Origin of the sequence: Pseudonocardia sp. TRM90224 (assembly GCF_021245725.1) — a bacterium.
Lineage (GTDB): Bacteria > Actinomycetota > Actinomycetes > Mycobacteriales > Pseudonocardiaceae > Pseudonocardia.
This window is the reverse complement of record NZ_JAJGSX010000028.1, coordinates 82,755-96,242: the sequence shown is the minus strand read 5'-3', so window position 1 is coordinate 96,242 and position 13,488 is coordinate 82,755. Positions and strand designations below refer to the sequence as shown.

The 13,488-nt window shown below is 70.3% G+C and carries 14 protein-coding genes; 5 read left to right on the top strand and 9 right to left on the bottom strand.

All coding sequences use genetic code 11. The features are described from left to right. The first annotated feature begins 224 nt into the window (after positions 1-224). On the top strand, positions 225-1,226 hold the full coding sequence (locus LL648_RS30055; protein WP_232666168.1) for a LacI family DNA-binding transcriptional regulator: 1,002 nt from the start codon (positions 225-227) through the stop codon (positions 1,224-1,226). On the opposite strand, the gene LL648_RS30050 is transcribed toward LL648_RS30055, so the two are convergent. Next, positions 1,223-1,453, bottom strand: a complete 231-nt coding sequence (locus LL648_RS30050) for a hypothetical protein (RefSeq protein ID WP_232666139.1) — start codon at positions 1,451-1,453, stop codon at positions 1,223-1,225. The genes LL648_RS30055 and LL648_RS30050 overlap by 4 nt on opposite strands. A gap of 161 nt (positions 1,454-1,614) precedes the next feature. Here LL648_RS30050 and LL648_RS30045 point away from each other — a divergent pair, with 161 nt between their 5' ends. Both LL648_RS30045 and LL648_RS30040 read left to right on the top strand, forming a co-directional pair. Continuing rightward, positions 1,615-2,379 carry a tetratricopeptide repeat protein gene (locus LL648_RS30045; protein WP_232666138.1) on the top strand — a complete coding sequence of 255 codons (765 nt, stop codon included), beginning with the start codon at positions 1,615-1,617 and terminating at the stop codon, positions 2,377-2,379. A gap of 90 nt (positions 2,380-2,469) precedes the next feature. After that, positions 2,470-2,955: a hypothetical protein gene (locus tag LL648_RS30040; RefSeq protein WP_232666137.1), complete on the top strand. Its 486-nt coding sequence runs from the start codon at positions 2,470-2,472 to the stop codon at positions 2,953-2,955. A 71-nt stretch (positions 2,956-3,026) separates the two neighbouring features. Here LL648_RS30040 and LL648_RS30035 read toward each other — a convergent pair whose 3' ends face one another. From LL648_RS30035 to LL648_RS30005, 7 genes are all read right to left on the bottom strand, one after another. Continuing rightward, positions 3,027-3,797 carry an ABC transporter ATP-binding protein gene (locus tag LL648_RS30035; protein WP_232666136.1) on the bottom strand — a complete coding sequence of 257 codons (771 nt, stop codon included), beginning with the start codon at positions 3,795-3,797 and terminating at the stop codon, positions 3,027-3,029. Further along, positions 3,790-4,548 (bottom strand): ABC transporter permease, encoded by a 759-nt coding sequence (locus LL648_RS30030; RefSeq protein ID WP_232666135.1) that lies wholly within the window; start codon positions 4,546-4,548, stop codon positions 3,790-3,792. Before LL648_RS30030 ends, LL648_RS30035 begins: the two co-directional genes overlap by 8 nt. Then, on the bottom strand, positions 4,545-5,570 hold the full coding sequence (locus LL648_RS30025) for an ABC transporter substrate-binding protein (RefSeq protein WP_232666134.1): 1,026 nt from the start codon (positions 5,568-5,570) through the stop codon (positions 4,545-4,547). The genes LL648_RS30030 and LL648_RS30025 overlap by 4 nt, the downstream gene beginning before the upstream one ends. Positions 5,571-5,842: 272 nt before the next feature. Next, positions 5,843-7,030, bottom strand: coding sequence for an ROK family protein (locus LL648_RS30020; protein WP_232666133.1), 1,188 nt, complete (start codon positions 7,028-7,030; stop codon positions 5,843-5,845). A 244-nt stretch (positions 7,031-7,274) separates the two neighbouring features. Further along, positions 7,275-8,759 carry a sugar ABC transporter permease gene (locus tag LL648_RS30015; RefSeq protein WP_232666132.1) on the bottom strand — a complete coding sequence of 495 codons (1,485 nt, stop codon included), beginning with the start codon at positions 8,757-8,759 and terminating at the stop codon, positions 7,275-7,277. Next, complete coding sequence (locus tag LL648_RS30010; RefSeq protein ID WP_232666131.1) at positions 8,759-9,532, bottom strand: ATP-binding cassette domain-containing protein; 774 nt, start codon at positions 9,530-9,532, stop codon at positions 8,759-8,761. The genes LL648_RS30015 and LL648_RS30010 overlap by 1 nt, the downstream gene beginning before the upstream one ends. An 80-nt stretch (positions 9,533-9,612) precedes the next feature. Beyond that, on the bottom strand, positions 9,613-10,731 hold the full coding sequence (locus LL648_RS30005; protein WP_232666130.1) for a sugar ABC transporter substrate-binding protein: 1,119 nt from the start codon (positions 10,729-10,731) through the stop codon (positions 9,613-9,615). A 299-nt stretch (positions 10,732-11,030) separates the two neighbouring features. Between LL648_RS30005 and ppk2 the strand changes: the two genes are divergently transcribed. Continuing rightward, positions 11,031-11,912, top strand: coding sequence for a polyphosphate kinase 2 (gene ppk2 / locus LL648_RS30000; RefSeq protein WP_232666167.1), 882 nt, complete (start codon positions 11,031-11,033; stop codon positions 11,910-11,912). 110 nt (positions 11,913-12,022) lie between these two features. On the opposite strand, the gene LL648_RS29995 is transcribed toward ppk2, so the two are convergent. Next, positions 12,023-12,742, bottom strand: coding sequence for an EamA family transporter (locus tag LL648_RS29995; protein WP_232666129.1), 720 nt, complete (start codon positions 12,740-12,742; stop codon positions 12,023-12,025). Positions 12,743-13,178: 436 nt separating this feature from the next. Between LL648_RS29995 and LL648_RS29990 the strand changes: the two genes are divergently transcribed. Beyond that, a complete protein-coding gene (locus LL648_RS29990) occupies positions 13,179-13,364 on the top strand; it encodes a DUF7455 domain-containing protein (protein WP_232666128.1) in 186 nt (61 codons plus the stop codon). The last annotated feature ends 124 nt before the right edge of the window (positions 13,365-13,488 follow it).

Below are 13,488 nucleotides of genomic sequence, written 5' to 3'. Positions count from 1 at the left end.
AAACGTTTCAAGGACGTTCGCTGGCGACAGTAGGGCCCGGCTTTCCCGTGCGTCAATACGCATCACACCACTCTGTACGGCATGCGCACGCGCAGCGCTACCCTGTGCCGACCTGGCTCGCCGACCAGCCAGGACGCCCTGACCGGTGACGTTTCAGCGGTGATGTTCAGCGGCGATCCACCAGCGAGGGAGGGAGGCCGGTGTCCGTACCTGGAGCGCCGAGCATGAAGGACGTCGCGGCCCGCGCAGGTGTTTCGCTCGGCACCGTGTCGAACGTGCTCAACCGGCCCGAGCTGGTCAGCGAGCGCAACCGGATGCGCGTCCTGTCGGCGATCGACGCGCTGGGCTTCGTCCGCAACGAGCCGGCTCGCCAGCTGCGCGGAGGTGGCAGCCGCACGCTCGCCTATGTCGTGCTCGACACCGCCAACCCGTTCTTCACCGACGTCGCCACGGGCATCGAGGAGGCAGCGCACGCCGCCGGGCTCGCCCTGTACCTCTGCAACAGCGGCGAGGACGGCGTCCGCGAGTCGTTCTACCTCGACCTGCTGGAGCAGCAGCGGGTCGAGGGCGTGCTGATCACCCCGGTCGGCAACGACCTGGCGGTCGTCTCCCGGCTCGCCGCGCGCGGCACCCCGGTGGTGCTCGTCGACCACGGCGGCGGCCCCGAGCGCTGCTCGGTGACCGTCGACGACGTGCTCGGCGGTAGCCTCGCCGCCACCCACCTGCTGGAGACGGGGCACGAGCGGATCGCGTTCGTCGGCGGGCCGCCGTCGATCCGGCAGGTCGCCGACCGCATCGAGGGCGCGAAGCAGGCCATCGCGCGGGCCGGGACCGAGCCGCTGACCGTGCTGGAGACGGCCGCGCTCAACGTCGCGGAGGGCCGTCGCGCCGGTGAGCGGATCGCCGGGCTGCCGACGTCGCGCCGCCCGACGGCGGCGTTCTGCGCGAACGACCTGCTCGCGGTCGGGCTGCTGCAGCAGATGGTGCGGCTCGGCCTGCGGGTGCCCGACGACCTCGCGATCGTCGGGTACGACGACATCGTCTACGCCGAGGCCGCCGCCGTGCCGCTCACCTCCGTGAGCCAGCCCCGGCACCTGCTCGGCCGCACCGCGGCGGAGCTGCTGCTCGAAGAGTCGCGCGGCACGGCAGAGCACGTCCACCGCCAGGTCGTGTTCGACCCGGAGCTCGTCGTCCGCGCCTCGACGAACCTGCGCACCCGGTCCTAGGAACCTGCGCGCAACAGCGGGTAGTTGGCCGGGCGCAGCCGCATCGCGTGCACCACGGTCACCGGGTCGCCGGGCGCAACGACGACCTCGAGGAGATCGCGGTGGCGGTTCAACCCGATGTGCAGCACAAGATCGTCCTGAATGATCGACTGCAGCGGTGCGGTCAGGACGGCGCGCACATCGCCGGGATCGATGCCGTGCTTGCGGGCGTTGCGCGTCATTCGCACACGTCAACCATATCGGCGGACCTGCCGTAAGCATTCCTGTATGACAGGTTAAATCCGCGGGCATTCACCGCAAGGAACGTTGCGAACGGTCACGACCCATCGACGAGCGGTCAGGTTCTCGCTATTTTGGCTCCCACATTCCGAGCGGGGGGAGCGCGGACATGGCGTGGTGGTCGGCCGGCAACAGCCGCGACGCCCTGACCACGACGGAGGAGCTGAACGCGCTCGTCGAGCGCAATGCGATGGCGGCGGCGCACCTGGCTGCCGACCGTCCCGAGCATGCGGCGATGCTGTTCGAGGAGACGCTGATCGAGTGCCAGATGCTGCTCGGGCACGCCGATCCCGGGTCGCTCACCGTGGCCGGGAACCTCGCGGTCGCGCTGGTCGCGGCGCAGCGGTGGGAGGAAGGCATCGCGCAGCTGGAGGCGGCGGTCGCCGACCGCACCCGGCTGCTCGGCGCGACCGATCCGCGTACGCTCACCGCCGGCGACGCGCTCGCCACCGCGTGCCGCCTCGCCGGCCGCACGGAGGAGGCGCTGATCCATTCCGGGCGGATCAGCACCGAACGTCGACAGGTGCTCGGGCCGACGCATCCGGACACGTTGACGTCGCGGCTGGGAATGGCGCTCGCCCGGGCCGAGAACGGCGACGTCGAATCGGCTGCCGCGCTGCTGCAAGCCGCGTTGAACGACGCCGAGCAGGCGCACGGACCGCTGCACCTCCACGTGATCTGCCTGCGCGCAGCGGCCGCCGAATGCCATGCGCAGCTCGGCAATTGTGATCAGGCGATCACGTTGCTGGAACGCGCGGCCACCGACTCGTCACGGCTGCTGGGGCCCCACCACCCCGACACGCTCGCGCTCTACGGCGACCTCGCCGACCTGCACGAGTCGACCCGCGGCGACCCCGACCCCGTCGTCGCGTAGCCCCAACTGGCGACCTCCTGGAGACACGTGGTCGGCAGGTGGCGCCCACGTGGTCGGCACGGATGCCCGCGGGGCGCGGCGGATTCGAGGATGGCTGCCGTCAGCACGTCGTCGACGAGGGAGCGCACCACCATGGCCGACAACAACAACGCCGCAGCCGCCAACCTGCCGAAGGCGCCGCACCCGGCCCTGCGCACGCTGGACTGGATGGTGGGCAGCTGGGAGGACTCGGGCCCGCTCGCATCCGGCACCAGCACGTCCGAGTGGATGGAGGGCGGCTTCTTCCTGGTCAACCACATCGACTTCCACACGCCCGGCGACCGGCGCATCAAGGCCGTCGAGTACATCGGCTTCGACGAGGACACTCAGACCCTGCGCTCGCACCTGATGGACAACCACGGCGCCAACTTCACCTACACCTACGAGATCGACGAGGACGGCTTCACGATCTGGTTCGGTGAGAAGGACTCGGAGAACTTCTACCGGGGCACGTTCGGCGCCGACCGCACGAGCTACCGCGGGAAGTGGCAGTGGCCCGGCGGCGGCTACGACCTCGACGCCAAGAAGGTGAGCTGAAGTTCCCCACCGTTTTGTGCACTTGCGCGCTCTGCGAGCGCGCATCCACCCAAAACGGTGGGGAAGTTCGGTCAGCCGACCCGGTTGCTCCCCCGCCGCCGCAGGGCGTCGAGCAGCTCCGCCTCCAGCTCGGCGAAGCGGGCCGAGGTGATCATGTCGAGGTCGCGCGGGCGTGGCAGGTCGACGGCGATCTCCCGGTGCACCGACGTCGGGCGCGGCGCCAGCACGACGACCCGGTCGGAGAGGTAGATCGCCTCCCGGACGTCGTGGGTGATCATCAGGACCGTCCAGTCGTACCGGGCGCGCACCTCGTCGAGCCAGGTCTGCATGTCGGTGCGGGTGAGCGAGTCGAGCGCGCCGAACGGCTCGTCGAGCAGCAGGACGGGCCGGTCCTGCACCACCGTGCGCAGCAGCGCCGCCCGCTGGCGCATCCCGCCCGAGAGCTCGCGCGGGTGCGCCCGCTCGAACCCGGCCAGCCCGAACGGCTCGAACAGCTCCGCCGCCCGCTCCCGCGCCTCCCGCCGCCGCACCCCGGCGACCTCCAGCCCGAGCGCGGCGTTGTCGATCACCGTTCGCCACGGGAACAGCAGGTCCTGCTGAGGCATGTACGCAAACGGGTCGACCCGGCCGGTCGCGTCGTCACCTTCGACGAGCACCCGGCCGCCGTCGGGCGGTTCCAACCCGGCGATAACGTTGAACAGCGTCGACTTGCCGCACCCGCTCGGCCCGACCAGCGAGACGAACTCCCCCGGCGCGACCGCGAACGAGACCCCGTCGAGCACGGGGAGCTCCGGCCCGAACGCCTTCACCAGCCCGTCGACCATCAGCTTGATCTCAGCCATGCCGGCTCCAAGGGATCGTGAGCCGCTCCACCAGGTAGGTCAGGGTGAACAGCACGACCGTCAGCACGACCGTGACGAGGACGGCGGCCAGCACCAGGTCCGTCCGGAACGAGCTCTTCTGCTGGTTCATGAAGATCCCCAGCCCGGCCGTGGCGCCGACGTACTCCGCGAAGATCGCGCCCGTCACGGCGTAGGTGATGCCGGTGCGCAGCGCGGTGAAGAACCGCGGCATCGCGCCCGGCAGCCGCACGTACCGGAACACCTTCCACCGCGACGCGCCCATGCTGCGCAGCAGGTTGATCGCCTGCCGGTCGGTCGCGGCGAACCCCTCGATCAGCCCGACGGCCACCGGGAAGAACGTCACGAGCGCGATCACCAGCACCTTCGGCAGCAGCCCGAACCCGAACCAGATGATCACTAGCGGGGCGATCACGATGATCGGCAGCGCCTGCGACGCGACGAAGAGCGGCGTGAGCGCCCTGCGCAGCCACGGCGAGAAGTCGACCGCGATCGCGAGCGTCCAGCCCAGCACCAGCGACACCGCGAACCCGACGGCCGTGACCTGCAGGGTCGGCATTGTGTTCGTCCAGATCTGCGCCCGGAACGCCCACCCCTGCTCGACCACCCGCAGCGGCGAGGGCAGCACCTGCGGCCGCACCCCGCTGACCGTCACCAGCACCTGCCACAGCACCAGGCCGGCGGCGACGAGCAGCGTGGCCGGCCACAGCTTGACGACCACCGCCTTGCTCATGGGGTGATGTAGTCGTTGGTGAACCAGGTCGCGAAATCGGGCCGCCCCTTGACCGGCTCGCCGTCCGGCCCGCTCAGCACACCGGAATCGGCGAGCCACCCCGAGTAGGCCGACCAGCGCTCCAGCGTCTGCGTGCCGACCTTGCCCGCTGCGTCCCGCATGTACTTCTCGCTCAGCAGCCGCTGGCTGCGGCTCACCAGCTCCGGCTCGGTGAACGCGCCGGGATTGGCGTCCATCAGCAGCTGCCCGGCACGGGCGGGGTCGTCGGCCGCGAGCTGGTAGCCCCGCTGCAGCGCCTGGACGAACGCCTTCGCCGCTGCCGGGTTCGCCTGCAACCACGTGCTGTTGCCCGAGATGATCACGCTGTACGCATCGGGCAGGCCGTAGTCGGTGTACGCGAACGTCTTGAGCGGCACGCCGCGCAGCTGCGCCTCGATGCCCTCCCACGCCACGAACGGCTCGGTGAAGTCGACCCGACGCGCGTACAGCGCCTCGTAGGCGCCGGTGTCGAGCACGACGTTCTGGAACGTGCCCGCTCCCCCGGCATTCCTGATCACCGAGCGCATCTTCGGCTCCTCCGACGCCGAGCCGAAGCCGCCGTAGAGCTTGCCGTCGAGGTCCTTCGGGGAGGTGATGTCGGTGCGGTCGGCGAGCACCGCTATCTCCGACGCCCAGTGCTGCAGCACCGCCATCACCGACGTGATGTCCGCGCCCGCCGCCTTCGAGAACGTGAAGCCGTCCTGGAACGAGATGCCGAACTCCGCCGACCCCGCCGAGACGAGCGTGTCGGCGCTCGCCTGGCTGTAGGGCACGATCTCGACGTTGAGCCCGGCGTCGCGGAACCAGCCCTCCTGCTGCGCGACGAACAGGCCCGTGTGGTTGGTGTTGGGCGTCCAGTCGAGCGCGAACCTGATCTTCTGCGGGGCCGGGCCCCCGCCTGCCGGCTGGCCGCCGCCACAGCCGGCAAGCACGAACGCCAGCGCGGCTAGCAGGATCAGGATCTTCCGGGGTACGCCGATCACGAGGCTTCCTCCCTACGCCGGTACGAGCCGGGTCAGGTGCTAACGGTCAGCGGCCGGTCCTGCCGCCATCTCAGCCTCGGTACGTGAGGTTCCCGCGGGTCGGTTCGACAATACGCGGCGTGTTCACGGCATGCACCAGCGCTGTGGGGTACGCCTCGCCCGGCATCGTGTGCCCGCATGCGAGGGCAGGAAAGCCACTTTCCTGCCCCCACAGGGCCGGAAAGTGGCTTTCCTGCCCTCCCCAGGGCGCCTCGGGGTATCCGCCCTGCCGGCTACACCGCCACCAGCACCGGCTCGAACGCCAGCTCCGCCGCGCCCACCAGCTTCGCGTCGCGGCCCAGCGGGCTCGTCTCGATGCGCACGCCGCCGGTCGCCCGGCTGACGAGGCTGCGCTCCTGGACGAGGCCGCGCACGTGGTCGACGACCCCGGTTGGCAGCGCGGCGAACAGGTCGCCGAGCACGACGAGCTCCGGCGCCATCATGTTCACCACCGTCACCAGCCCGACGGCGAGCCACTCCGCGAACTCGTCCAGCGGCCCCGGCGCGGGCCGGGTCGCGAGCGAGCGCAGCTCCGAGACGACGACGCCGCGCTTCGCGTCCTCGGGCAGGCCCAGCGCGCGGCACAGCGCCGCCTCACCCACCTCGGTCTCCCAGCAGCCGCGCGACCCGCAGTAGCAGGGCCGGCCACCGGGCCGCACCACGAGGTGCCCCAGCTCGCCCACGTACCCGCGGGCCCCGCGCAGCGGCCGGCCCTCCGAGATCACGCCGCCGCCGACACCGCGGTCGGCGGAGACGTACACCAGGTCGGTCGAGGCCCGTGCGACGCCGCGGACGTGCTCGGCGAGCGCGCCCAGCTCCGCGTCGTTCGCGACCTGCACCGGGATCTTCAGCACGGAGCCCAGCCGGGCGCCCAGCGCGATGTCGCGCCACCCGAGGTTGGGCGCTTCGTGCACGAAGCCGTCGTCGCGCCGGACGACACCGGGCACCGACACCGCCGCGCCCTGCGCCGTGACGGCCAGCTCGTCGGCGAGCAGCTGCGCCGACTCCGCGACGTGGGTGATCACCTCACCCGGGGTGCGGGTGCGGTGGTGCAGGTTCCAGCTGTGCCGGCCCAGCACCTGCCCACCGATGCCGACCATCGCCATCGCGACCTGCTCGACCCAGACGTCCACGGCCAGCACTACCGCGGCCTCCGGCTCCGGCAGCACCATCAGCGACGGCCGCCCCGCACCTGTGCGCTGCGCGGGGACGGCCTCGGTCACCACACCGGCGTCCGCGAGACCGTCCACCACCGCCTTGATCGTGCTCCGGTTGAGCCCCAGCTCGGTGGCCAGGGTCGCCCGGGTGCACGGTCCGTCGACGTGCAGGCGACGCAGCAGCGCCGCCCGGTTGTGCCGCCTGGCCTCGTCAGGCCGGGCCCCGGCGGACTGGCCGCCGTCGACCCCCCATGCCCGACTCACCAAGGACCCCCGATCCGTTCAGCCGGCTCCGCATCCGCTCGCCCGCGTAACCGGGCCACATAGGCCGTGCTTAGAAGGTCCTGATCGCGCTCTTCGCGCCCAGATCGCCGCTGGCGGCTCGGACGCAGCACAGCCGCCACGACCGGGTACGCAGTGCATGTCTCTGCACGACGGATCGCGGCGGCGCCTTGCCAGCGACAATCTGGATCACGAAGAGCATCGACCCTGACCTCCTGAACACGGCCTATCTCGTTGCGGTGGCCGACCGGCGTCGCGACAGCACGTCGACGCCGGCGGCGAGCAGCAGCACGAGCCCGGTCACGACGAACACGACCGCCGCGGGCTGGCCGAGCAGGCCGAGCCCGTTCTCGACGGTCGCGAGCACCGCGCCGCCGATCACGGCGTTGCTCACGCGGCCGCGACCGCCGAAGAGCGACGTCCCGCCGATGACCGCGGCACCCACCGCGAACAGCAGCGTGTTGCCGCCACCGGAGCTCGGCGAGACCGAGCCGACCTTCGACGAGTACACGATCGCGCCGATCGCCGCGAGCGCCGAGGCGATCACGAACACCGTCGCCCTGATCCGCACGACGTCGATGCCGGCGCGCCGGGCCGCCTCACGGTTGCCGCCGACCGCGTAGATGTGCCGGCCGAACCGCGTGCGGTCGAGCACGTACGTGCCTGCGATCAGCAGCGCGAGCACGATCGGCACCACGTACGGCACACCGGAGATCTCCAGGGTGCCCGCCGAGCGGTTGAGTGTGAGCAGGTACGTCGCGACCGCGGCGAGCAGCACCACCGCGCCGATCTTGATCAGCACCAGCCCGGTCGGCTGCGCGACCAGGCCCAGCTTGCGCCGCGACACCTGCCGGTTGAGCAGCACCGCCGCGTACCCGCCGGCACCGACGACGAACAGGATCCAGCTGCCCAGCGTCGAGAGGCTGCCGTTGGCCACCGCGTTGATCACCGGGTCGCGCAGGCCGAGCGTCCCGCCGTCGCCGATGAGCTGCAGGATGATCCCCTGCCACGCGATGAACAGCGCCAGCGTCACGACGAACGACGGCATCCCGATCTTCGCGACCAGGAAGCCGGTGATGCAGCCGATCACCACACCGACGCAGATCGCCAGCAGCATCTCCAGCCACGGATTCGGTGGGAACCCGATCACCAGCAAGAGCAACGCGAGCGCCGCGAATGCCACACCCGTCCAGATCCGCAGGATCACCGCCAGCACGATCGCGAGCACGATCACGGCCGCGAACAGCACGAACACCGTGGTGCCCATCGAGCCGAGAAGGTTGCCGTCGCGCACGAGGTGCAGCGCCATCACCGAGGCCGTGAGGCCCGACGCCGTGCCGGCCGCCAGGTCGATCTCGCCGGTGAGCAGCACGAACACCAGGCCCATCGCGATGATGGTGCGCCCGGCGCCCTGCTGGAGCAGGTTGGCGAGGTTCAGCAGGCTCGGGAAGACGCCCGCCGAGTCGAGGAGTGTGAAGAGGATGAACAGCGCGAGCAGGCCCAGCAGCGCGGGCAGCGCGCCGAGGTCGCCGGTGCGCAGCCCGGAGAGGTAGCCGCGGATCGCCTCACCGGTGGTGCGCGCGGTGGTGTCGATGCCGAAGTCGGCCGCGCGCGAGGACGCGGGCGCGGCACGCTCGGCCGCGGTGGCCGGCTCCTTCGCGGTGGTCACCTTGCCGCCGTCCGCGGGGTCCTTGTCGGTCGGTGCTGCCATCAGATCGTCACGCTCTCGGGTCGCTGCAGGCCCAGCTCACCGGAGCGGCCCGCGGTGATCAGCTCGACCACCTGGCCGTGGCTGACGTCCTTGGTGTTCACCTCGGCCACCATCCGGCCGAGGTACAGGGTGGCGATGCGGTCGGAGACCTCGAAGACATCGGCCATGTTGTGGCTGATCAGCACGACACCGAGGCCCTGCTCGGCGAGGCGGCGCACGAGGTCGAGCACCTGCCGCGTCTGCGCGACGCCCAGCGCGGCGGTCGGCTCGTCGAGCATGACGACCTTCGAGTCCCACAGCACGGCCTTGGCGATTGCGACGGTCTGGCGCTGTCCACCGGAGAGCGCGGCAACCGGCATCCGCACCGACGTGACTGTGCGCACCGAGAGCGACGCCAGCGTCCTGCGGGCGGCCTGCTCCATGTCGGCCTCGTCGAGCAGCCACGGCTTGCCGCGCTCCCGCCCGAGGAACATGTTCTGGACGATGTCGAGGTTGTCGGCGAGCGCGAGGTCCTGGTAGACGACCTCGATGCCGAGGTGCGAGGCGTCGGTCGGCGCGGTGATCGACACCGGCTCGCCGTCGAAGAGCACCTCGCCGCTGTCGATGGGGTGGATCCCCGCGACGCACTTCACCAGCGTCGACTTGCCGGCACCGTTGTCGCCGACGAGCGCGGTGACCTCACCGGCCTTGACGGTGAAATCCACGTCGTGCAGCACCTGGACGGCGCCGAAGGTCTTGTTCACCCCGCGCAGCTGCAGGATGGGCTCGGTCATGGTGGTACCTCCGGTACCCGTGCGCAGCTGCCGTCCCGCCGGTCGCCCGGGGACGGCAGCCGCGCACATGGGGTCGGGTTCTACTTGATGCCCAGCTGGTCGCAGACGGCCTGCGTCGCGCTGACGCAGATGTCCTTCGCGGGCACGGCGCCGCGGTCGACGACCGACTTCACGTTGTCCTTGGTGATCAGCACCGGCGTGAGCAGCACGGACTTGACGTCGCGGTTGCCCTTCGGGTCCTTCTCGGTGGCCGTCGCGATCGCGTCAGCGGCCGCCTTGTCACCCTTGGCCAGCGCCGCGGCGAGCTTCGCGGTGGCCCCGGCCTCCTGGTCGATCGGCTTGTCGACCGTCATGTACTGGTCGCCGCGCAGGATCGCCTGCAGGCCGTCCGGGGTGGCGTCCTGACCGGTCACCGGCACCTGGCCGTTGAGGCCGTTCTTGGTGAGCACGGTGATGATCGCGCCGGCGAGCCCGTCGTTGGCCGCGACCACACCCTGGACCTTGCCCTGGTTGGCGGTCAGGATCTGCTCGAAGGTCGTGCCGCCGATCTGGTTGTCCCAGTCCTCGATGGCCTGCCTCTGGACGAGGGTGAGCGTGCCGGCGTCGAACAGCGGCTTGAGGATGTTGTCCTGGCCCTGTGCGAACAGAGTGGCGTTGTTGTCGGTCGGGGCACCCTCGATCTGGACGACGCCCGCGCCGGCCTTGCCCGCGAGTGCCTGCTTCATGCCCTCGCCCTGCAGCTCGCCGACCTTCACGTTGTTGAAGGAGACGTAGTAGTCGCTCGTGCCGCCGAGGTTGAGGCGGTCGTAGTCGATGACCGGGATGCCCTGTGCCTTGGCCTTCGCGGCGACGGCAGCGCCCGACTCGCTGTTGATCGAGGCGATGACCAGCACCTTCACGCCGCTGGAGATCATGCCGTCGGCGAGGGTCGTGAACTTCTGCTCGTCGCCCTGCGCGTTCTGGATGTCGGCCTGCAGGCCCTCCGCCGCCATCGCCTTGGTCAGCAGCGGCTTGTCGAAGCCTTCCCAGCGCGCCGAGGAATCGGTCTCGGGAAGGATCACGCCGACCTTCGCGCCGGTGGCGGGCGCCGACCCGGTCGGTGCGGGCGCGCTGGGCGCCGCGGCGTTCTGCCCACAGGCTGCCAGGGTGAGGGCGAGCCCCAGCCCCGCGAACGCAACCGCTGTTCTCCTCGTGCGCATGGCCGTCCTTCCACATCGTCGGGGTCCCGCGGGTGCGGGGGAAATGTTGTGGCGGACAACGTATGTCGCTCAACCCAGTGGCGCCAAGCACACTGAATCGGTAAAGACACCGACAGAGGGTCACATTTCGGTCACACGGATCGGGATTTGTTGCGACGACCCCGTTTTCCGCACGTACTCGACACCTCGATGACGCATACGTCACACGGGCTGGTCCACCTGCCGTTCACGCTGCCGCCATCTGCACCGAGCATCGTGCGCCGGTGGACCTTCCCGAGCTGCTCGCCCATCAGTCCGAGATGCACGTCGACAACTCCGACGACGACGATCCGGTGCTGCTCGGCCCCGACGGCGCACACATCGACACCTGGCGTGAGGGCTACCCGTACGGCGAGCGCCTGCCGCGCGAGGAGTACGACCGCGTGAAGCGGCTCCTGCAGATCGAGCTGCTGAAGCTGCAGAACTGGGTCAAGGACACCGGACAGCGGGTCGTGATCCTCTTCGAGGGGCGCGACGCGGCCGGCAAGGGCGGCACGATCAAGCGCTTCATGGAGCACCTCAACCCGCGCGGGGCACGGGTCGTCGCACTGGAGAAGCCGAGCGAGCGCGAGTCCACGCAGTGGTACTTCCAGCGCTACATCGCACACCTGCCCTCCGCCGGCGAGATCGTCCTGTTCGACCGCAGCTGGTACAACCGCGCCGGCGTCGAGCGGGTCATGGGGTTCACCGAGGCCCGCGACTACATGGAGTTCCTCCGCGAGACCCCCGAGCTGGAGCGCATGTTCGTGCGCAGCGGCATCCACCTCGTGAAGCTCTGGTTCTCGGTGTCGCGCAACGAGCAGCGCACGCGGTTCGTGATCCGGCAGGTCGACCCGGTGCGGCAGTGGAAGCTCAGCCCGATGGACCTCGCGTCGCTCGACAAGTGGGACGCCTACACCGAGGCGAAGGAGGCGATGTTCTTCTACACCGACACCGCCGACGCACCCTGGACGGTGATCAAGAGCAACGACAAGAAGCGGGCCCGACTCGAGGCGATGCGGCACGTGCTGCGCCTCTTCGACTACCCGGGCAAGGACCTCGGCATCGCCGTCGACCCCGACCCGCAGATCGTCGGGCCGGCCGCGTCGCTCTTCGAGCACGGTGAGCAACAAGGGACATTTCCGGCACTCGGAACGAGCTGAAACATCGCGACGACCGGTTCACCTGGACGCCACACCGTCACACCTTCGGGGATTCTTCGACTACTGTCCGTTGTAGATTTTGCGATCACTCTGCGTGACCCAAATCACGTTCAGCCCACCGGCGCGGGCGCGTCGCCGTCCTTCGAACGCAGCATCACGGCGAGGACAACGGCCGCAATTCCGACCGCTTCGGCAACCGTCGGGATCTGCGCGAGCACCGCGAGGCCGACGACGGTCGCCGTGGCGGGCAGCAACGCCAGCAGCACGGCGAAGCGGGCCTGCCCGACCCGTCGCAACACGATCTGGTCGAGCACGTACGGCACGACGCTGGACAGCAGGCCCACGCCCAGCGCGATGAGCAGTACCTGCGGATCCGCGAGCGCCGCGAGCCCGTCGACACCGCCGATGAGCAGGAGCGGCGAGAGCACGACGGCGGCCACCCCGAACCCGACAGCCATGTCGTCGAGGCCGTTCCCGGCGGTCGCGACCTTCTTGCCGAGGACGATGTACGCGGCCCACAACGCGGCCGCGACCAGCGCCCACACCACTCCCGTGTAGCTGTCTGACCAGCGGACATCCGCAATGAGCAGCACGCCGAACGCGGCGAGGGCGACCGCGGCGACGTCGCGCGGGCGGCGGGAGGCCACGGCGGCGACCGCAACCGGGCCGCAGAACTCGATCGCGACGGCCGTGCCGAGCGGCAGCCGGGCGATCGCCTCGTAGAAGGCGATGTTCATGCAGGCCGTGGCCATGCCGAAGGCCGTGGCGCGGGCCAGCCGGCACCAGTTCCACGCCGCGAGCGGCGGCCGCCGCCACGCGATCAACACCATCGCGGCGCCCACCATCCGTAACACTGCGATCGCTGTCGGCGACAGGCTGTCGAAGAGGCCGACAGCGAGGGCCGCGCCGATGTATAACGAAAGGGCACCGACCACGAACAGCAGTGGAGCCGGAACCCGGCTCCGCACGCTCGACGTCACAACTGCAGACCGTAATCGACCCTTCGAGAGAGTTAACGCAGCACACCTTGCGGTGACACACCCGGGACCGCATCATTCACACGTAGTCAACTGAATCTGCGGTAGCACAGGGTGGCGTCGCAGCGTCCAGCAGGTGGCCGGAACGGGCTGCGTGACGGGCGTCGCGGCATCACCAGGGAACACAAGCAGGGGTGCTGAACGTCTGGGAGAGTGGGCGCACCGCGCAAGCGGTCGCCACAGCAAGCGGTCGTGGGGGAACCCGCGACCGACACGGAGGGAGACCGCTATGCAGCCAGGAACCCTGACCCGGCCCGAGTTGACCCTTGCCGACCGCTGCGACCGTTGCGGAGCAGCCGCAAAGGTCCGGGCCGTCCTCCGCTCGGGAGGCGAACTGCTGTTCTGCGGTCACCACGCGCGAGCACACGCCGACAAGCTGGCCGAACTCCAGGTCGAGGTGCAGTCCGGCAGTTGACCGGGCCGGCATCCAGCCGGCTCCCTAGGACACCGCGGCGGGGCGGGGACCATCGGTCCCCGCCCCGCGGCCGTTCCCGCCCCAGGAACGTGCCACCCGCCCGCCGAAACGTGGCACTCGCCCG